General features: G+C 59.2%; 17 protein-coding genes and 1 pseudogene. 7 read left to right on the forward strand and 11 right to left on the reverse strand.

All coding sequences use genetic code 11. From position 1 onward, the window contains the following. Positions 1-50 precede the first annotated feature (50 nt). From mmsB to ACA041_RS20215, 3 genes are read left to right on the forward strand one after another with little or no spacing between them, the layout of a single operon-like run. Complete coding sequence (mmsB, locus tag ACA041_RS20205; RefSeq protein WP_497436478.1) at positions 51-947, forward strand: 3-hydroxyisobutyrate dehydrogenase; 897 nt, start codon at positions 51-53, stop codon at positions 945-947. Further along, the gene (locus ACA041_RS20210; RefSeq protein ID WP_497436481.1) at positions 944-2,032 is read left to right on the forward strand and encodes an enoyl-CoA hydratase/isomerase family protein; all 1,089 of its coding nucleotides are present in this window, start codon (positions 944-946) and stop codon (positions 2,030-2,032) included. Before mmsB ends, ACA041_RS20210 begins: the two co-directional genes overlap by 4 nt. Positions 2,033-2,049: 17 nt before the next feature. Further along, complete coding sequence (locus tag ACA041_RS20215) at positions 2,050-3,201, forward strand: acyl-CoA dehydrogenase family protein (protein ID WP_497436486.1); 1,152 nt, start codon at positions 2,050-2,052, stop codon at positions 3,199-3,201. A 346-nt stretch (positions 3,202-3,547) separates the two neighbouring features. Here ACA041_RS20215 and ACA041_RS20220 read toward each other — a convergent pair whose 3' ends face one another. Further along, positions 3,548-4,921: an IS1182 family transposase gene (locus ACA041_RS20220; protein WP_497436490.1), complete on the reverse strand. Its 1,374-nt coding sequence runs from the start codon at positions 4,919-4,921 to the stop codon at positions 3,548-3,550. A 304-nt stretch (positions 4,922-5,225) separates the two neighbouring features. On the opposite strand from ACA041_RS20220, the gene ACA041_RS20225 reads away from it, so the two are divergent. The 3 genes from ACA041_RS20225 (at position 5,226) to ACA041_RS20235 (ending at position 8,447) form a co-directional block, all read left to right on the forward strand. Then, a complete protein-coding gene (locus ACA041_RS20225) occupies positions 5,226-5,609 on the forward strand; it encodes a VOC family protein (protein ID WP_497436494.1) in 384 nt (127 codons plus the stop codon). Between the two features lie 214 nt (positions 5,610-5,823). Further along, the gene (locus ACA041_RS20230; RefSeq protein ID WP_497436499.1) at positions 5,824-7,104 is read left to right on the forward strand and encodes an OprD family outer membrane porin; all 1,281 of its coding nucleotides are present in this window, start codon (positions 5,824-5,826) and stop codon (positions 7,102-7,104) included. Positions 7,105-7,139: 35 nt separating this feature from the next. After that, the gene (locus tag ACA041_RS20235) at positions 7,140-8,447 is read left to right on the forward strand and encodes a Xaa-Pro dipeptidase (RefSeq protein WP_497436503.1); all 1,308 of its coding nucleotides are present in this window, start codon (positions 7,140-7,142) and stop codon (positions 8,445-8,447) included. A gap of 94 nt (positions 8,448-8,541) precedes the next feature. Here the strand turns inward: ACA041_RS20235 and ACA041_RS20240 are convergent, their stop codons facing one another. Both ACA041_RS20240 and ACA041_RS20245 read right to left on the reverse strand, forming a co-directional pair. Further along, on the reverse strand, positions 8,542-9,558 hold the full coding sequence (locus ACA041_RS20240; protein ID WP_497436507.1) for a M14 family metallopeptidase: 1,017 nt from the start codon (positions 9,556-9,558) through the stop codon (positions 8,542-8,544). A gap of 69 nt (positions 9,559-9,627) precedes the next feature. Continuing rightward, entirely contained in the window at positions 9,628-9,831 is a 204-nt protein-coding gene (locus ACA041_RS20245; protein ID WP_497442210.1) for a hypothetical protein, read from the reverse strand. Between ACA041_RS20245 and ACA041_RS20250 the strand changes: the two are divergent. Next, a pseudogene (locus ACA041_RS20250) lies at positions 9,772-9,918 on the forward strand (TetR family transcriptional regulator); the annotation flags it as partial. The gene ACA041_RS20245 and the pseudogene ACA041_RS20250 sit on opposite strands and share 60 nt — an antisense overlap. Here ACA041_RS20250 and ACA041_RS20255 read toward each other — a convergent pair. From ACA041_RS20255 to ACA041_RS20290, 8 genes are all read right to left on the reverse strand, one after another. Continuing rightward, the gene (locus tag ACA041_RS20255; RefSeq protein ID WP_497442131.1) at positions 9,871-10,875 is read right to left on the reverse strand and encodes a DMT family transporter; all 1,005 of its coding nucleotides are present in this window, start codon (positions 10,873-10,875) and stop codon (positions 9,871-9,873) included. The pseudogene ACA041_RS20250 and the gene ACA041_RS20255 sit on opposite strands and share 48 nt — an antisense overlap. After that, positions 10,875-11,573: an ABC transporter permease gene (locus ACA041_RS20260; RefSeq protein WP_497436512.1), complete on the reverse strand. Its 699-nt coding sequence runs from the start codon at positions 11,571-11,573 to the stop codon at positions 10,875-10,877. Before ACA041_RS20260 ends, ACA041_RS20255 begins: the two co-directional genes overlap by 1 nt. An 18-nt stretch (positions 11,574-11,591) precedes the next feature. Further along, complete coding sequence (locus ACA041_RS20265; protein WP_497436516.1) at positions 11,592-12,305, reverse strand: ABC transporter permease; 714 nt, start codon at positions 12,303-12,305, stop codon at positions 11,592-11,594. A gap of 152 nt (positions 12,306-12,457) precedes the next feature. Next, complete coding sequence (locus ACA041_RS20270) at positions 12,458-13,240, reverse strand: transporter substrate-binding domain-containing protein (protein ID WP_497436518.1); 783 nt, start codon at positions 13,238-13,240, stop codon at positions 12,458-12,460. A gap of 28 nt (positions 13,241-13,268) precedes the next feature. Continuing rightward, positions 13,269-15,272 (reverse strand): aminotransferase class I/II-fold pyridoxal phosphate-dependent enzyme, encoded by a 2,004-nt coding sequence (locus ACA041_RS20275; RefSeq protein WP_497436520.1) that lies wholly within the window; start codon positions 15,270-15,272, stop codon positions 13,269-13,271. Between the two features lie 318 nt (positions 15,273-15,590). Beyond that, complete coding sequence (locus ACA041_RS20280; protein ID WP_497436523.1) at positions 15,591-16,313, reverse strand: NAD(P)H-dependent oxidoreductase; 723 nt, start codon at positions 16,311-16,313, stop codon at positions 15,591-15,593. A gap of 9 nt (positions 16,314-16,322) precedes the next feature. Next, positions 16,323-17,969: an ABC transporter ATP-binding protein gene (locus tag ACA041_RS20285; protein WP_497436525.1), complete on the reverse strand. Its 1,647-nt coding sequence runs from the start codon at positions 17,967-17,969 to the stop codon at positions 16,323-16,325. A 2-nt stretch (positions 17,970-17,971) separates the two neighbouring features. Beyond that, positions 17,972-18,799 (reverse strand): ABC transporter permease, encoded by an 828-nt coding sequence (locus tag ACA041_RS20290; protein WP_497436528.1) that lies wholly within the window; start codon positions 18,797-18,799, stop codon positions 17,972-17,974. Positions 18,800-18,801: the final 2 nt, after the last annotated feature.

Raw genomic sequence — 18,801 nt, forward strand, 5'->3', positions numbered from 1 at the left:
TAGTGGTCGATGTGCGACAGCGCGTCCCCAATTCGCAAAAGGTAGTCATCATGCATATCGGATTTCTCGGCCTCGGCAACATGGGCGGCCCAATGGCCCGCAACCTGCTCAAGGCTGGCCACAGCCTGACCGTCTTCGATCCCTTCCCGCAGGCGGTCGCCGCCCTGGTCGAGGCCGGTGCCAACGCCGCTGATTCGCCCGCCGGCGTGGCCAAAACCGGGGTTGAAGTGGTCATCACCATGCTGCCAACCGCAGACCACGTGAAGCAGGTCTATCGCGGCAAGGACGGCCTGTTGGCCAATATTGGCCAGGGCGTGCTGTTGATCGACAGTTCGACCATCGACCCGCTAAGTGCCCGCGAGGTGGCCAAATTCGCCCTTGCCCAGGGCAACCCGATGCTCGACGCGCCGGTATCCGGCGGCACCGGCGGCGCGACGGCAGGCACCCTGACGTTTATGGTCGGCGGCCCGGTCAGCGTGTACGACCAGGCCTTGCCGATCCTCTCAGCCATGGGCAGGAACATCGTGCACTGCGGCGCAGCAGGTAACGGCCAGGTGGCCAAGATCGCCAACAACATGCTGCTCGGCATCTCCATGGTCGGCGTCGCCGAGGCCATGGCCCTGGGTGTGGCCTTGGGCATGGACGCCAAGGTGCTGGCCGGTGTCATCGGCACCTCCACCGGTCGCTGCTGGAGCTCGGAGATCAACAATCCGTTCCCGGGCGTGCTGGAAAATGCTCCGGCCTCGCGTGGTTACAGTGGCGGCTTTGGCACCGACCTGATGCTCAAGGATCTCGGCCTGGCCACCGAAGCAGCCAAACATGCGCGTCAGCCAGTGGTGCTCGGTGCTGCCGCTCAGCAGCTGTACCAGACCTTCAGCCTGCAAGGTAACGGCGGCCTGGACTTCTCCGCCATCATCAAACTGTTCCGTGGGGAAGCCCAAGCATGAGCGAGCAGCAAGCCCCGGTGCTGGCCAGTGTGCGCAACCGCATCGGCCACCTGACGCTGAATCGGCCTGGCGCATTGAACACCCTGGACCTGCCCATGGTGAAACTGTTGTGCCGGCACCTGTGGGTCTGGGAACAGGACCCGGAGATCGTCGCCGTGACCATCCGTGGCGCCGGGGGAAAAGCCTTCTGTGCCGGTGGCGACATCCGCATGCTGTACGACAGTCATAAGGCGGGCGACAACCTGCACGAGCTGTTTCTCGAGCAAGAGTACGCCCTTGACGAGTACCTGCATGGCTACTCCAAACCGGTGCTGGCGCTGCTGGATGGTTTCGTCCTGGGCGGCGGCATGGGGCTGGCACAGGCTGCCTCGCTGCGGGTGATCACCGAGCGCACGCGGATGGGTATGCCGGAAGTCGGCATCGGCTTTTTCCCCGATGTCGGTGGCAGCTATTTCCTGCCGCGCCTCCCGGGTGAGTTGGGTATCTATCTGGGGGTCACAGGCTGCCAGGTACGAGCTGCCGATGCGCTCTATGCCAAGCTGGCCGACTACTATCTGCCCAGCGAGCGGCTGGCCGAACTGGATGCCGCGCTTGATCACTTGAACTGGACCGGTGCGCCCGACGAAGACTTGCAAGACCTGCTTGCCGGCCTGGCCACCGAGCGTATCGCCGGGTCGGAACTCAAGGCTTATCGTCAGGTGATCGATGAATATTTCGCCCTGCCTGATGTATCGGCGATTCGCAACGCGCTGCAGCGCGAGCAGCGTCCCGAGCTGCGCGACTGGGCCGAACAGACGGTCGAGCTGCTCGACAGCCGCTCGCCGCTGGCAATGGCCGCGACACTGGAGCTGTTGCGTCGCGGTCGATACCTGAGCCTGGCCGACTGTTTTGCCCTGGAGTTGCACTTGGACTATCAGTGGTTCGACAAAGGCGACCTGATGGAGGGCGTGCGCGCACTGATCATCGACAAGGACAAGACCCCACGCTGGAACCCGCCAACCCTGGCGGAACTGGCACCACCGCGGGTGCAATCCTTTTTCAGCGGCTTCCGTCCGGCCTCCGCCAACCCCCTTCGCACCGCCTGATCGCCAGGAGACTCGCAATGCACGATATCGAATTGACCGAAGAACAACGCATGATCCGCGACATGGCGCGCGACTTTGCCCGCAGCGAAGTCGTCCCGCATGCCCAGGCCTGGGAAAAAGCCAGCTGGATCGATGACGCCGTGGTGGCGCAGATGGGTGAACTGGGCCTGCTGGGCATGGTCGTGCCGGACACTTGGGGTGGCAGCTACACCGACTATGTGGCCTACGCCCTGGCCGTGGAGGAAATCTCGGCCGGCGATGGTGCCCTCGGGGCATTGATGAGCATCCACAATTCAGTGGGCTGCGGGCCTCTGCTGAAATATGGCAGCCCATCCCAGCAAGACAGCTGGCTGCCGCTTCTGGCCAGCGGCCAGGCCATTGGCTGTTTCTGCTTGACCGAGCCACAGGCCGGCACCGAAGCACACAACTTGCGCACTCGCGCCGAACTGCGCGACGGCCAGTGGGTACTTAATGGCGCCAAGCAGTTCGTCAGCAACGGCAAGCGCGCCAGGCTGGCCATTGTCTTTGCCGTCACCGATCCGGAACTGGGCAAGAAGGGTCTGTCGGCCTTCCTGGTGCCGACCGACAATCCCGGATTCGTGGTCGACCGCAGCGAACACAAGATGGGCATCAAGGCCTCCGATACCTGCGCGGTCACCCTGGACAACTGCACGATCCCCCACGACCATTTGCTGGGTGAGCGCGGCAAGGGCCTGGCTATTGCCCTGTCCAACCTGGAAGGCGGTCGGATCGGCATCGCCGCCCAGGCCTTGGGCATTGCCCGTGCCGCCTTCGAGGCTGCGCTTGGGTATGCCCGTGAACGCATCCAGTTCGGCAAGCCGATCATCGAACACCAAAGCGTGTCCAACCTGCTCGCTGATATGCACACCCGGCTCAATGCGACCCGCCTGCTGGTGCTGCATGCCGCGCGCCTGAAAAGCGCCGGGCTACCGTGCCTGTCAGAAGCTTCGCAGGCCAAGCTGTTCGCCTCGGAAATGGCTGAGCGCGTGTGCTCCAGCGCCATGCAGATCCATGGTGGTTATGGCTACCTGGAGGATTACCCGGTGGAGCGCTACTACCGCGATGCGCGCATTACCCAGATCTACGAAGGCACCAGCGAGGTCCAGCGCCTGCTGATCGCCCGCGAGCTGGCCCACTACGCGCTCTGAGCCCTTGGCCGGACGCTCCCTGCGTGCGGCTGCCCCTCTTCTGCCCGCCTTCCGGAGTTGCTCATGCTCGGCCTGTGTATATTCCCTTCTCATCCTCAGCAGAGCTAACGGTGATCGCACTGGTAGCTTTCCGTAGCCGCCACCCTCCCCTTAGCTATACAAATCGCATGACTGACTGATTTTGGCCGATTCTGTTGAAAAAGTCGGATTTTCAAATGGCCTGAACTCAGGCACGACCACCACCGGAGAACCTACTCACCACATTGAGTGGTTTTTCGGCCCTTCGGTGACCTTTGCTGCTCTGTTAGTGGGTTAATTTGAGGTTTTTTGCTTGGTGCAGGCGCACCTATCCCGTGACTGGTGGCCCTTGAGATGAAAATTTGGCCAGCCGTCGCAGGTTCTGCACCGCAGCGGCCAGCGTGAATTCATCGGTCGCGCCACTCATGCCACGTAGCCGCAGGCGATCCAATTTCAGGATGCGCTTGAGGTGGGCAAACAACATTTCGACCTTTTTACGTTCGTGGCGAGAGCGCTGATATGCCGGCGTTGCTGCAATGCGCCGAGCCACATCGCGAGCGGCTTCATGGACGCTGCGAGCGATCTTGCGGAACGCTGTGTTCGGGCAGCACTTGGCTTTCATCGGACACGTAGCGCAGTCGGTCTGCCGGGATCGGAAGATGATGGTGTTGGCTTTGGTGACGTGTGAACGCTCGTTCTTGAAGGCTCGCCATTCACTGCGTAATACGTTGCCGGCTGGGCAGCGGTATTCCTCAGCCTCTTCATTCCAGTGGAAATCGTTACTCGAAAAGCTGTCGTTCTTGCGCTCGGTTTTGTCCCACACCGGCACATGCGGTTCGATGTCTTTTTCCTCCACCATCCAGGCCAGCATCGGCGCTGTGCCGTAAGCGGTGTCGCCAATGAGGCGCTCTGGCTTGATGTCGAACTGCGCTTCGACCCGATTGATCATCATCTTGGTGCTCTCGACTTCTGCGGTTCGATGAGCCGGTGTGGGTTCCACATCCATGATCACGCCGTGCTCGGTATCGATCAGATAATTCGTGGAGTAAGCGTAGAAAGCTGGGCCGCCTGGAGCAGCGGTCCAGCGGGCTTGAGGATCCGTCAGCGACAGGCGCTTGGGTAGTGTTTCGGCCAAAGCCTCTTCATCGAGGCCTTCAAGGTACTCACGCACGGCGCGGGTGCTCAGGGCCGGATCGCTCCAGTTGACCGGTTCATCACCCGGTACGCCGCGCTGCCGACTCGCATCCGCTTTGATGATGCTGGCGTCCACGGCAAAGCCTTCGCCCTTGACCAGACCGGCGTCCATGCAGCGACGCAGCACTTCATTGAACAACCAGCGAAACAGATCACTGTCTCGAAAACGGCCGTGTCGATTTTTCGAAAAGGTCGAGTGGTTGGGGACTTCATCTTCAAGGCTCAACCGGCAGAACCAGCGATACGCCAGGTTCAAATGGGCCTCTTCGCACAACCGCCGTTCGGAGCGGATGCCATAGCAGTAGCCGACGATCAGCATGCGGATCATCAGTTCAGGATCAATCGACGGACGCCCAATCGGGCTATAGAAATCGGCGAGGTAATGGCGCAGGTCGCTCAGATCGAGACACCGATCAATGCTGCTCAGAAGGTGCTTGGCTGGAATGTGATCTTCAAGGTTGAACGAGTAAAACAGCCGCTCCTGCCCACTCGATAACTGTCCCATCATGCTGCGTGCTTCCCTGCTGGCCAATGCAGAGATTTTGCCGCAGGCCAGACAGGGGAGCTACTTTTTCAACAGAATCGGCCAAAAACAGTCCTTCAAATCTGCCGCGGCGCGCGTAGCCAGTCGCTGCACCTGGCTCCTCTGACAGTGCCAACCTTAGCTCGATGGTTAGCCGTCGGCAGCTCATGTTTTCTATGCGCTCTTCACATGGGATTAATGCAGATACATCACTGTAATTTCAGAGGAACGGGGCACATTCTTAGCGCCAACATCGACCCACCTCGTTTCTACCAAAGAGAGCTAAAAAATGAGTGTCTTTACTCACGTTACAGTTGGCACCAATGATTTGAATAAAGCCCGCAGCTTCTACGACAACGTGCTGGGCAAACTTGGCCATAAACGTATCGCAGACCTCGCAGACAACGGTTCTATCTGGGGCGAAGATGCACCTGCTTTTTTCGTTCTAAAACCGGCTGACGGCGCACCCGCCAGCGTCGGGAATGGTGTGACCGTCAGTTTCGAGGCACCGACGCGTGTCGCAATCGACGCGTTTCATGCCGCAGCATTGGCCGCTGGCGGTACGTGTGAAGGCCTCCCTGGGCCACGTGGCTGGGCGCCGAACGCCTACGCTGCGTATGCCCGTGATCCGGACGGCAACAAACTGGCTGCCTATTGCTTCAAACCCGTTTAAGCCCGGTACGAGGCCAGCCTTTGTCGGGCCGGCCTCACCCTTCTTTTTTCGCTTCTGCAAGCGGCACGAATTCAAAACTTCACGCTATCGCTCACCGTAGAAATGATCACTAATTCCAGACATTTCGGTATGGCTTGATTTCAGGAGACTGATTACCACTGAGTTGTACAGGCGGGTCTATAAAACAATAAGAATCAAAACCCAGAGGCCTCCAATGAAGAAGCGTCCACTGTTGGGTCTGTTTATATTTTCGATGTCCGCAAGTTCTTTGCAAGCGCAGGCTGATGAAACCCAAGAAGGTTTTGTCGAAGGTGGAGCCGCCAAGTTGATTGCGCGCAATATGTATTTCAATCGAAACTCATTGTCTGATTATCCCGATTCCCGAGGGTGGGGACAGGGTTTCCAGTTGGACTATCAATCCGGTTTCACCCAAGGCGATATCGGATTCGGTGTTGATGCAAGTGCCTACACCGCTTACAAGCTGGACGGTGGGCGTGGCACGGTGGGCACGGGAATGTTCCCCGCCGATGGTGAGGGAGAAAGAACAGAGTCCTCTACGCTAAATGCGTCGATAAAGATGAAATGGTCGAACACCGTTATAAAGTATGGCGATCTGCGTCCTTATAATCCTGTGTTCGCAACGCCCGACTTGAGATTGATGCCGATGACCACAAGGGGCTTTCAATTATTAAGTGATGATATCGACAAGATCAGTATCGATATCGGGCATTTTTATTCCTCCCGAGGTTATACAACCACAAATCACAACGAGGGGTTCATGGCCGGGTACGCTGGGGTGGACGCCGGCGACGTGGACTACGCCGGGTTGACGTACCAGCCCGTCGATGAGGGTAGCGTCGCCTTTTATGCATCTCGTGCAGAAGATCTGTGGCGTCAGTTCTACGTTAATGCCAATTACACCTTCCCTCTGGAAGCAGAACAAACACTGAGCTTTGATTTCAACCTCTATCGCTCACTCGATGAAGGGAAGGCCAATGCCGGTGCAATAAACGTCACGGCCTGGTCGTTAGCGACCGCTTATGGAAACGGCCCGCACACTTACACGTTGTCCTTGCAAAAAATACACGGCAGGCAACCGTTCGACTATTTGATGGGCTCAGATGGCACTTACATGGACTCCATCTACCTGGCGAACTCTTCGCAATATGGGGATTTCAATGGCCCCGGAGAAAAGTCAGTCGGTCTCGGTTATGCCTATGACTTCGGAAGTCATGGCGGATTGCGCACAACACTTGGGCTGCGTTATGTCTATGGGTTCGATATCGATAATGAGAAAGTCGACCCGGACGGCCTATACGCCTACTTCGCTCATGCCGATAAACAGATAGAACGCGATATCGACCTGAAAACCGTTGTTGAAACGGGTGCGCTCAAGGATCTGTCCGTGCGAGTGCGCTATGCCGAACATGCATTTACCGGCGATAGTGTGAAGCAACTGAGAATAATTACAGAATTCCCTTTGGATCTGTTTTGAAGAAACGTCCCTGCGTTTAAAATAAGAGGTCTTGCATGAAAAACTTTTCAGTAAAGTGCATTGCGTTAGCCGTAACACTGTCGTCGATGGCATTAACAGCTCAAGCCGACACGGTCTACATCCACGCCGGCCGTCTGGTGGATGTCGAGCGGAGTAAGATGTTGACCGATCAACGCATCAAGGTGGAAGGCGAGCGCATCGTTGCCGTGGAGCCCTGGAGTGCACCACCGGCCAATAGCAAAGTCATCGATTGGTCGAGCAAAACCGTGTTGCCAGGTCTGATCGATATGCACACGCATATCTCCGATTGGGACATGACCAACAATGTCGCCGAGCCGCTCCTGCATTCGCCTCAGGATGTCGCGCTGATTGGCGCGAAACACGCCTATCAAACGTTGCGCGCGGGTTTCACAACCGTGCATGACCTTGGCACCTACCGCGCTTTTACCGATGTCGCGCTGCGTGATGCGATCAACGCTAACCGGGTGCTGGGGCCAAGAATGAACGTGGTCGGCGCGTACATCACCGTTGCGGGCGGTGGTGGGGAGGTAACAGGATTTGCGCCAGGTGTGGAGATTCCGGCGGATATGCGAGTCGGGGTTTATCGTGATGCCAATGATGCGAAAGCGAAAACCCGTTACCTGTTCCAGCACGGCGTGGACACTATCAAGATGATGGCCACCGGCTCGGTACTGGCCGAAGGGACCGAACCGGGTCAAATGGAAATGACCGAAGAAGAAATGCGCGCGGTGGTGGAGGAAGCCAAGATTCACAAAAGCTACGCCACCGTGCATGCCCATGGTGCCGAAGGCATCAAGGCGGCTATCCGTGCCGGCGTAAAATCTGTTGAACATGCCTCGCTGCTGGATGACGAAGGCATCAAAATGGCGAAAGAAAAAGGCACCTACCTGGTGATGGATATCTATAACGGTGACTACATCGATGAGGTCGGTCGCAAGGAAAACTGGCCGGAGGATTACTTGCGCAAGAACACCGAGACCACTGACGTACAGCGTCAGGCATTTCGCAAAGCGGTCAAGGCTGGGGTGAAGATTGCCTATGGCACCGACGCGGGTGTTTATCCAATTGGCACGAATGCCAAACAATTCACCTACATGGTGAAGTTCGGAATGACACCGATGCAGGCGATCCAGTCCGCCACTGTGGTCGCTGCCGACTTGCTCAATTGGCAGGAGGATGTCGGCGCCGTCAGCGCGGGTCGCTACGCCGACATGATCGCGGTCGACGGCGATCCGATTGCTGATATTTCGATTCTTGAGACCCTCCCCGTGGTGATGAAGGGTGGTGCGATTGTGCCTCCTGACCTCTCGATCGGACAGTAAAAGGAGCAAAAACCGGGGTGCATGATTCACCGTAGTGAACGTCGCCCCATGTTTCGCTCAACAATATGTCAGCCGGAATGTGACAGCCGGCCAACTAGTTCGGGTCCAGCAACCCTCCGCTCCAGTTCCGCGACAAGCGAGTGCCAGTGAACTTCGCCACCCCCATGCCCTGGGAAATGAAACGATCCCGAGAGCATGTGACCAGGCGCCCGGTTTGCTCGGCGAACAGCACCACTTCGGAGCTCGGATCACCCGGTCGACGCAAGATTCGCGCAAAACGCTGTCCTTCTTCGACGACATCGCCCAGTTCCTTTTCAAAGATCAGCACCCCCGGTTGCGGTGCAAGAATGGTCTCCATGTGTCCCATGTCCACGGCTTCAACGGGCCAGTCAGTCGTTGACACCGCATCGTCGATGACCCCATTTGCGCACAGCCAGGCATACAGGCCCTCGGCATCCTGCTCGGCGAATCGATCGCTGACGTCGCCCTGTCCCCGCAGCTCCAGGGTCGCGGCCATGTGCTGATCGGTGGTGCCGTCGCGCAGCCACGGCGCAATGATGGTCTCCTCGAAGGAGCCATCGCCACCGTCGTCCCAGATGATCGCCACGTCCATCTTCATCGCCGCCGCCAGTTCGCGGCCACGGGGCCAGAAACTGCGGTGTACATAGAGGTATGGCAGCGCTTCGTCATCGGTGTGCAGGTCGAGCATCAGGTCCGCCGACGCCGCCAGCTGCACCAGTTTTTTTTGCCACTGCTGAACGTTGGTTGAAGGTCGTTCCATCGCCGCCGACCGGTCGAATCCGCGATTGAAGTTCTGTCCGGTCGCATCGTGATGTCGCCCGAGGATCCGCCCCTGGGAAAACTGCCCGGCGCCCAGGGGATTGGCCTGTGGCACCACGGTCACACTGCCCTTGAACCGGCCCTGTGCCTGAGCCACGTAAAGACGTTGCATCAACACATGCAAGACCAGCATTCCGGCGATTTCGTCGGCATGCACCCCGGCCTGCAAATGCACCGTCGGCCCATGGCCATCGCCCACGAAACGCCAGGCACCGACCTGAACCGCGTCGCCGTTATTGTTGAGTACGTCGAACGAAACATCCTGGACCATGCGTTTGCCCTCCCGTCATGACTGTTAAACATCGTCGCTGCCGATACTGGAGATTGAACGTCTGTTCAACTAAGCTCGCCAACGAGCAGCTACTTCAAGGAATTTTTTGTGACTACCATCGCCCCGAAAAACCGCCGCGCCGATCCCGACGAACGCCGCGAACTGCTGGTTGCCGCGACCTTGCGTTGTCTGGTTCGCGATGGCCACGCCGGGATTTCCGTACGGCGCATCGCTACCGAGGCTGGAGTGTCCGTTGGCCTGCTCAATCACCATTTCGGCAGCATCGATGCGCTGATCGCCGCCGCCATCGGTTTATCGGCGATGCTCGACGGTCTCTGGATCGAGTGGTGCCTCAACCCCGAGACCTTCAGCCCCGCCAACGGCCTCCACATCTGCCGCTGCTGGATAAAGGGGCTGCGACACGGAGCATTCGGAGCCGACGACGTCCTGTGACGGGTGCCGACCGAAGATCATCGCCAGGGTGCCGCTGACCGCGATCAGACCGGCGCCGATCATCAGCGACACATCCATCAGCGTGCCCCAGATCAGGCTCGACAACAGGAACGCCCAGATCAGCCCGGTGTACTCGAACGGCGCCAGCACGGTCGCGGTGGCGCGCTGGAAACTGGCGAACAACAGGAACTGCCCGATACCGCCCATCAGCCCTGCGCCGATCATGCCTGACCAGGCGGGAGTCGGTGTCGGGGTGAAGGTCCAGGGCAAGGCCACCGTCATGCAGATGACAAACACCACATTGGTGATCAGCATCTGTTCCAGCACCGAGGTCTGGTCGTCCACCTGGCGTAACTGGATGTAGGTAAACGCCCAGCACATCGCCGCCAATAGCGTCAGAACAATCGGCAACGGATCGGCCATGTTATTGGGGCGACAGGCAATCACCACGCCGACAAACCCGATAATCAGGGCGAACCACTGCCAACCGGTGACGCGCTCCTTGAGAATCACCGTCGCCAGCACCGTCACCATGATCGGTGCCGAGAAGTACAGGGTGGTCATTTCCGCCAGCGTCAGGTCCCTGGCCGCTGTGTAATACATCAGCCAGGCGGCGATCGACAGCAAGCCGCGCACCACCAGCAAACGCCGACTGGACGAACGCCATGCTCGCTGGACCAATGGCAGGCGGCCCACCAGCAAACAAGCGACCGCCACCACAACCGCGCGCCAGAACAGGATCGTGAACACCGAATAATCGTCCACCAGCCACTTGATGCCCGCGTCCTGCAAGGACAGAAACGCGTAGCCCAAAGTGCACAGGCCAATGCCTTGTAGCGAGCGGTCAACCCGTGGCTTATTCATCATGCGGACCTGCGTACCGGCGTTCCCCGCCGTTCGGCAAACGCAAACAACGCCTCGATCAGGAACGTCAGGCAGACGTACACGCCGGCCACCAGCAGCAACGGTTCATACACTTGCAGCGTCTGGGCCCGCACCACGTTGGCCGCGCCCAGCAAGTCGATCACTGCAATGGTCGATGCCAGAGCCGTGGATTTGAGCAGCATCACGGTTTCCCCGGCCAGGGTCGGCAACAGCAAGCGCAGCGCCCGAGGCAAACGCACCCGCAACAGAGCCTGACTCGCAGTCATGCCAAACGCCGAAGCGGCTTCCATTTCGCCTTTGGGCACCGCCAGCAGGCCACCGCGAATCACTTCGCCAACGTACGCACCCACCGAAATCACCAGGGCGAACACGATGTACCAGTAACCGTCGCGCAGATAAGGCCAGAAAAAACTGCCCCGTATCAGCGGAAACTGCGCAAACAGGCTGCCCAGACCGTAGTAGAAAATGTAGATCTGGATCAGCAACGGTGTACCGCGCGTCACGCTGGTATAGAACTGACTGACCTTGGCAATCACTTTGTTTTTCGAAATCCGCGCCAGCGCCACAAGAACCGCCAGCACGAAACCGAACACAGAGGAAATCAACAGAATTTCGATGGTTGTTTGCAACCCTCGAATCAACAACGATGCGTATTCAACTGTCCACGCTGGAATCATTTCATTCACTCAGCCGGTTTAGTCAACAAGAGGCATCCAGCGACGAATACGTCGCTCTAGCCGTCCCGACAGATAGTTGGACACCAGAGTCACTGCGTAGTACAGCGCCGCAGCCGTGAGGTAGAACAACAGATATTGGCGTGTCGACCCCGCCGCTTGCTTGGCGGTGTACAACAACTCGTTGGTGCCGACCACGCTGATCAACGCACTGTCCTTGATCAGGTTGATCCACAGGTTCGACATCCCCGCCATTGCATAAGGCGCCATGATCGGCAGCGTCACACGCCGAAACAGCCCTAAGCCGTGCAGGCCAAACGCCTTCCCGGCTTCGATCTGGCCATAAGGAATCGCCTGTATCGCCGCCCGGAAAATTTCCGACGCGTACGCGCCCTGTACCAATCCCAGCACCACAATCGCCGCCAGTGGCCCGCTGACATTCACTGCGCCGTAACCCAACCACTCCATCAACGAATTGAGGAGCATGGAACCGACATAGAACAGCAACAGGATCATCAACAACTCTGGTACGGCGCGGAACAACGTGGTGTAACCACGCGCCAGTACCGCAATCGGCTTGGGCGCACCCAATTTGAGGCAGGCTACGATCAATCCGACGATCAGCCCGACCACAAAGGCCCCGGCCGATATCTGCAGGGTCATCAGGAGCCCCTTCAGCAGCGCCCCGCCCCATCCTTGTTCGCTGAAACCGATCATCTCGAACATCGTTGGCATTTCAGTCTCCGCTTAGCTCACATCAACTTGACGCGATCCTGTGGGAGCGAGCCTGCTCGCGAAGACGTCCGAATATCTAACGTCGATGCAAGCTGACCCACCGCTTTCGCGAGCAGGCTCGCTCCCACAAGGGATGTTGTGCGCTTCTGCTGTCAGAACGTCGGCTTCACACTGGTACCGAAGTAGCTCTGGGACAAGTCGTCATAGTCCTTGCTCGCCAGCAAGGTCTTGATCGCCTTGTCGAGTTTGGCCTTGAGTTCGGTGTCACCCTTGCGCAGACCGGCGCCCACGCCCTTGCCGAAGATCGGGTCGTACGGGACGGCGCCGAGGTAGGCCAGGTCTTTCGCGTCCGCAGTCTTGACGAATGACGCCATGGCCGTGCCGTCGGCCATCATCAGGTCGATGCGACCGGCAATCATGTCGGCGTTGGCCGAGTCCTGAGTGTCGTAATACTTAACGTCGGCAATTTTTTCGTAGTAAGTCTTCAGGTAGCTGGCGCTCACCGTCGAGTTCTGCACGCCGATGGTCTTGCCCTTGAGGTCGTCGGGGTATTTTTTAACCGAAGCATCCTTCGGCCCGACAATAGCGATCACCGAATCGTAGTAGGCCTTGCTGAAAGCGATCTGTTTTTCCCGCTCTTCGGTCACCGACATTGAGGAGAAAATCACGTCGATCTTCTTCGCCAGCAGCGATGGAATGATCCCATCCCATGCCACTTCCTTGATCTCGCACTCGGCTTTCATTTCACTGCACAGCTTGTGGATCAGGTCGACCTCAAAGCCCTTCCACTCACCGTTGGCCTGTTTCTCGGTGTACGGCGGATAGGGTTCGGCCGCCACCGCGAACCTGATCGGCTGAGCCTGTGCCGCGCTCATGCTGGCCAGCAATACGCAGGCCACGCCGGTAAACCAGTTTGCAAATCGTCGATTCCCCATGATTTTTTTCCCGTCTTTTTATGATGGATTAGCGAGTCTGATGAGCGTTGACGAACTGTCGGCAACGTTCGCTGCGTGGGTGTACGAACACTTCATCCGGCGAACCGGTTTCCTCGATCAGCCCTTGATGCAAAAAGGCAACTTTGGAAGAGACATCACGTGCGAAGGCCATTTCATGGGTCACCAGGATCATGGTCCGGCCTTCTTCGGCGAGAGAGCGGATCACCCGCAGCACTTCGCCGACCAGTTCCGGGTCGAGTGCCGAGGTGGGTTCATCGAACAGCATGACCTTGGGCCGCATGGCCAAGGCACGGGCGATGGCCACCCGTTGTTGCTGTCCCCCGGAAAGGAACGCCGGGTACTCGTTACGCTTGGCTGCAAGCCCGACACGTTCGAGCAAGGCTTCGGCCCGTTCAGTGGCTTCGGCACGGCTTTCACGCAGGACTTGGGTCGGCGCTTCGATAAGGTTCTCCAGCACCGTGCGATGGGGCCAGAGGTTAAAGTTCTGGAACACCATGCCCAGGCTCGACCTTATGCGCACAAGCTGCTTGGCGTCGGACACCAGCGGCAGGCCGGGGCGGGTTTGGTTGAGGTGGATGCTTTCGCCGTCCACCAGAATGCGCCCCTGGTCCGGCACTTCGAGCATGTTGATGCAGCGCAGCAAGGTACTTTTACCCGAACCGCTGGCGCCGATCAGCGAGATCACCTCACCTTCGCGGGCGGTCAGGGACACGCCCTTGAGCACCTCGATATTGCCAAAGCGTTTGTGCAGTTGCTCGACCTCGATCATGGTCCGGGCCGCAACGGGCGCCGCCACGGCTTCACGGGTCACGCGTGCAATGACGGGCCGTGGCGCTTCGCCGTTGAGCACCAGGATGAAATCACGGATACGCTGACAGGCCTCGGCCAGCCGCTCTTCACCGAGGGTGAACGAAAGGCGCACAAAACCTTGTGCGGGTTCGCCGAAGGCGGCAGCGTCCAGCACCGAGACGCGCGCCTCGCGCAACAGCCGCCAGGCGAACTCCAGCGAGGTCAGACCGGTGCCGCGCACATCAATCAGCACAAACATGCCGGCATCGGGTTTGAGCACTGAAATCCCCGGGCAATCCGATAGACCTGCCATCACCAGATCACGTCGACGACGATAGATATCGCGCATGCCGTGAGTCACTTCTTCATGGGCCTGCACGGCCTTGAGCGCGGCCTCCATGGCAAACCCCGGCAAACCGTACAACATGCTCAACACCAGGGTTTCGGCATGCGCGACCAATGCCTGATTGGCGACGATCCAGCCAATGCGCCAGCCGGTCATGGCGTGGGATTTCGACAGACTGCCAATCACCACGCAACGCTCGGCCATGCCGGGCAACGCCGCCAGGCTCAGATGGTCGCGCTCGAACGTCAGGCTTTCATAGACTTCGTCGACCACGACCCACAGGTCATTGGCTATGGCAAGGTCGGCGATAGCTTGCAGCTCTTCGCGGTTCATCACCACGCCCGTGGGATTGTTCGGGTTGGAGAAGAACATGGCCCGGGTCTTCGGGGTGATTGCCTTGGCCAGCATGGCGGCATCGACGCGAAAATCATCATCCGCCGAGCAGGCCACCCGCACCAGCGTGGCGCCGGAGGCCTTGAGCGTTGCTTCGTAGGTCACGTACATCGGATCGAGGGCGATGACCTCATCGCCGGCAGTGAGCAGGCACATCGAAGCTGCAAACAGTGCGTTTTGCGCCCCGGCCGCGACGATGACGTTTGACGCTTGCAACGCACGATCGAACAGCTTGCCATAACGCGCGGCGATGGCTTCGCGCAAGGCCATGCGACCGGCGATTTCGGTGTAGTGAGTGTCACCTTCACGCAGGGCCTGGATGGCGGCATCGGTGATGAAGTCGGGCGTGGGGAAATCCGGATCACCGACGCTAAGAATGATGACATCCTCGCCACGGCGTCGTGCTTCAAACGCGGCGTAATGAATATCCCAGGCAGCAACGCCTTGCCCTGAGATTCGCTCAACAAAGGGTGAAAACCGCATGCCAGTGCCTCGTTCAAAGTGAAGAAACGCAAGCCCGCAACCAACCGGGAGAGAGATGTGAAACGAACATAGACCAAGCTGAACACTCGTTCAACAGAAAAATTCTCAGGCTTCGCGTTCAGCGTAAACAGGTCGTTTTTACGACAGTCGTGGCGTTTTTGCGTAGCGGGTTGATTAATAGTGCCGACGTTTTCGCGAGCAGGCTCGCTCCCGCCAGCAAGGCTTGCCCGCGATTGCGGTGGGTCAGCCAACATCAATACTGATAGTGCCGACGCTTTCGCGGGCAAGCCCGCTCCCACAAGGGGTTTGTGGTGTTAATCAGGCATCGCCAGTGGCCAGTTTTTGTAGTGGATAGAGCTTTTCATCGAACTGTGACAGCTTCGGAAACACCAAGGGTTGCTCGTCATTCAGGTGTTCCAGGCGCTTGGCATAGTCCAAAAGGAAGTCTTTGCGCGCCTCGTCGCTGATGTACGGCACATGCCAGGCGACAAAAGGTTCCAGCACATCAAAACCGACGTACGCCAGGGTGCCGCGCAGGATCGGCCGCAGCATGTCCTCCAGCGGACCGTGAATAGCGTCGTCGCCGAACATGTGGTCGCGACCGCCCAAGGTGACGGTGACCAGCGCCGTCTTGCCGCTCATGCCACCCTGATCGTAGAAGCGCTTGCCGCCGTAGCAGATGCCGGACACCAGCACCCGGTCGATCCAGCCCTTGAGCATGGCCGGGGCGGAGAACCAGAAAATCGGGAAGTTGAGGATCAACAGGTCGGCCCACAACAGTTTGTCCAGTTCAGCGTGGATATCCGCCGCCAACGATTGGCTTTTCACGCCCAAACGTTGCTCAAGCGCATACACCAGGTACTCGGGATTTTCCCGCGACGAGAAGTCGTCGGCGCTGGCCACCGGGTTCCAGTTCATCTTGTACAGGTCACTGACCTGCACCTCATGGCCCTGGGCTTCAAGGGTGGCGACAGCCTGATCACGCAGGGCCGCGGTGAAGGATTTTGGCTCGGGATGAGCGTGGACGATCAGTACTTTCATGGCGATTCCTTAGACTTTTTCCAGCGTAGGGTTTGAATTCGTGGCGGCGCGACTGGCCAGCAAGCGGTCGAGCCAGTCGGGGTCCATTTGCGGTTCCGATGAGAACAGCAGCCCGGTGTAGTTCTGGTGCGGCGGGGTGAAGATCGCGCTGCGCGAACCGTGGTCCACCACCCTGCCCCGTTGCATCACCAGCACCTCATCGGCAATCGCGCGCACGGTGGCGACATCGTGGGTGATGAACAGGTAGGCGACGCCCAGTTGCTGTTGAATACGGTTGAGCAACTTGAGCACGCCTTCGGCCACCAGCTGATCCAGTGCCGAGGTGACTTCGTCGCAAATGATCAGCTGTGGATCGGCCGCCAGCGCCCGGGCGATGCAGACCCGCTGTTTCTGGCCTCCGGACAGTTCACGGGGTTGACGCTCCATGAACGTCGCCGGGTCCAGTTCGATCATTTCCAGCAGCTCGGCGACACGCGCCCGCATGGCCTTGCCCTTGAGCCCCAGATAGAACGTCAGCGGACGGCCGATAATGTCGACGATGCGCTGGCGTGGATTGAGCGCCGTATCGGGGATCTGGTAGATCATCTGGATGCGCCGCAGTTGCTCCTTGCTGCGCTGACGAAAGTCCGCTGGCTGTGGCTCGCCGTCATACAGCACCTGGCCGGCCGTCGGCGGCAGCAAACCGGTGATCAGACGCGCCGTCGAACTTTTACCGCTGCCGGACTCGCCGATCACCGCCAATGTCTGGCCACGGTAGAGCTTCAACGAAACATCGTGCAGCACCGGTTGATGACCGTAGCTGGCGCAGCTGTCGCGCAATTCCAGCAGTGGTTTTTCCTGCTGCGGGCATGCCTTGGGTTCCGTGCGAAAACTGCGCACCGCCCACAATGACTTTGTGTAGTCCTCCTGCGGGTCGCGGAGCATCTTGCGGGTTTCGGCCTCTTCCACCAGTTTGCCGTGGCGCAGCACCATGATGCGGTCGGCCATCTGCGCCACCACCGCCAGGTCGTGGCTGATGTAGATCGCCGCGCTGCCGTAGGTTTTCACGGCATCGCGAATCGCCGCCAGCACTTCGATCTGGGTGGTGACGTCCAGCGCGGTGGTCGGCTCGTCGAAGATAATCAGGTCCGGATGACAGGCCATGGCCATCGCGGTCATGACCCGCTGCAACTGGCCACCCGACACCTGATGCGGGTAACGCTGGCCAATCTGCTCGGGATTGGGCAGGCGCAGCACTCGATACAGTTCCACCGCTTCACTCATGGCCTGGGCCCGGCTCATGCCGCCGTTTTTCACCGCGGTTTCCACGTGCTGATCAATCAGCCGATGGGCCGGGTTGAACGAGGCCGCCGCGCTCTGCGCAACGTAGGCAATGCGCAAGCCGCGTAATTTGCGCAGGGCTTCGGGTTTGGCCTTGAGCAGGTCGAAACCGTCGAAATGCACCGAACCGCCAGTGATCCGGCAGCCATCGCGGGTGTAGCCCATGGCCGACAGGCCGAGAGTCGACTTGCCCGCGCCAGACTCACCGATCAGTCCCAGCACTTCGCCCCGTAGCAGGGTCAGGTCAATGCCCTTGATCAGCGGATGCCAGGCGTCTTCGTAGTGACCTTCGATGTGCAGGTCGCGGATTTCCAGCAAAGGTTTGGATGTCGTCATGCTCAGCATTCCTTGAGGCCGCTGGATTTGTGCAGCATCCAGTCGACGACGAAATTGACGCTGACCGTGATCAACGCCACGGCCAGGGCGGGCAGCAACGGGCTGATGTCGCCAAAGGTGATCAGCACGGCGTTGTCGCGCACCATGCTGCCCCAGTCGGCGGTGGGCGGTTGAATGCCCAGGCCGAGGAACGACAGCGCACTGATGAACAGGAACACGAAGCAGAACCGCAGGCCGAATTCGGCAATCAACGGCGCCGCTGCGTTTGGCAGCACTTCGCGGGTGACCAGCCACCACAGGCCTTCACCCCGCAGGCGCGCGGCTTCGACGAAATCCTGCACCACCACGTTCATCGCCACCGCCCTCGAGAGACGAAACACCCGGGTCGCATCCAGCAGCGCAATCACCAACACCAGCGAAGTCGCCGTGGTGCCGACCACGCTGAGGATCAGCAAGGCAAAAATCAGTTGCGGAATGGCCATCAGGATATCCACCACCCGCGACAAACCCTGATCAATCGCGCCGCCCTTGATTGCCGCGATCAACCCGCCGAGGCCACCGAGCAAAAACGCCAGCACCGTGGTCAGGAAGGCAATGCCCAAGGTGTTGCGTGCGCCGTAGACCAGGCGGCTGAACATGTCTCGCCCCAGATTATCGGTGCCCAACAGGAACTGCCCACCCCACGGCGCGAAGCCCTCGCCCACCACTTGGGTTTCGCCGAACGGCGCCAATACCGGCGCAAGCAAAGCCACCAGGATGTAGACCACGATCACCAATAGGCCGAATTTCGCGCTCAGCGGCGCTTGCACTAATTGTTTGAACAGGCTCATGG

The organism is Pseudomonas sp. LBUM1676 (assembly GCF_059695605.1).

Bases quoted from the DNA above. Each gene is read 5' to 3' on its own strand.
- mmsB (WP_497436478.1), top strand. From the start codon at position 51: ATGCATATCGGATTTCTCGGCCTCGGCAACATGGGCGGCCCAATGGCC.
- ACA041_RS20210 (WP_497436481.1), top strand. From the start codon at position 944: ATGAGCGAGCAGCAAGCCCCGGTGCTGGCCAGTGTGCGCAACCGCATC.
- ACA041_RS20215 (WP_497436486.1), top strand. From the start codon at position 2,050: ATGCACGATATCGAATTGACCGAAGAACAACGCATGATCCGCGACATG.
- ACA041_RS20220 (WP_497436490.1), bottom strand. From the start codon at position 4,921: ATGATGGGACAGTTATCGAGTGGGCAGGAGCGGCTGTTTTACTCGTTC.
- ACA041_RS20225 (WP_497436494.1), top strand. From the start codon at position 5,226: ATGAGTGTCTTTACTCACGTTACAGTTGGCACCAATGATTTGAATAAA.
- ACA041_RS20230 (WP_497436499.1), top strand. From the start codon at position 5,824: ATGAAGAAGCGTCCACTGTTGGGTCTGTTTATATTTTCGATGTCCGCA.
- ACA041_RS20235 (WP_497436503.1), top strand. From the start codon at position 7,140: ATGAAAAACTTTTCAGTAAAGTGCATTGCGTTAGCCGTAACACTGTCG.
- ACA041_RS20240 (WP_497436507.1), bottom strand. From the start codon at position 9,558: ATGGTCCAGGATGTTTCGTTCGACGTACTCAACAATAACGGCGACGCG.
- ACA041_RS20245 (WP_497442210.1), bottom strand. From the start codon at position 9,831: ATGGTGATTGAGCAGGCCAACGGACACTCCAGCCTCGGTAGCGATGCG.
- ACA041_RS20255 (WP_497442131.1), bottom strand. From the start codon at position 10,875: ATGAATAAGCCACGGGTTGACCGCTCGCTACAAGGCATTGGCCTGTGC.
- ACA041_RS20260 (WP_497436512.1), bottom strand. From the start codon at position 11,573: ATGATTCCAGCGTGGACAGTTGAATACGCATCGTTGTTGATTCGAGGG.
- ACA041_RS20265 (WP_497436516.1), bottom strand. From the start codon at position 12,305: ATGCCAACGATGTTCGAGATGATCGGTTTCAGCGAACAAGGATGGGGC.
- ACA041_RS20270 (WP_497436518.1), bottom strand. From the start codon at position 13,240: ATGGGGAATCGACGATTTGCAAACTGGTTTACCGGCGTGGCCTGCGTA.
- ACA041_RS20275 (WP_497436520.1), bottom strand. From the start codon at position 15,272: ATGCGGTTTTCACCCTTTGTTGAGCGAATCTCAGGGCAAGGCGTTGCT.
- ACA041_RS20280 (WP_497436523.1), bottom strand. From the start codon at position 16,313: ATGAAAGTACTGATCGTCCACGCTCATCCCGAGCCAAAATCCTTCACC.
- ACA041_RS20285 (WP_497436525.1), bottom strand. From the start codon at position 17,969: ATGACGACATCCAAACCTTTGCTGGAAATCCGCGACCTGCACATCGAA.
- ACA041_RS20290 (WP_497436528.1), bottom strand. From the start codon at position 18,799: ATGAGCCTGTTCAAACAATTAGTGCAAGCGCCGCTGAGCGCGAAATTC.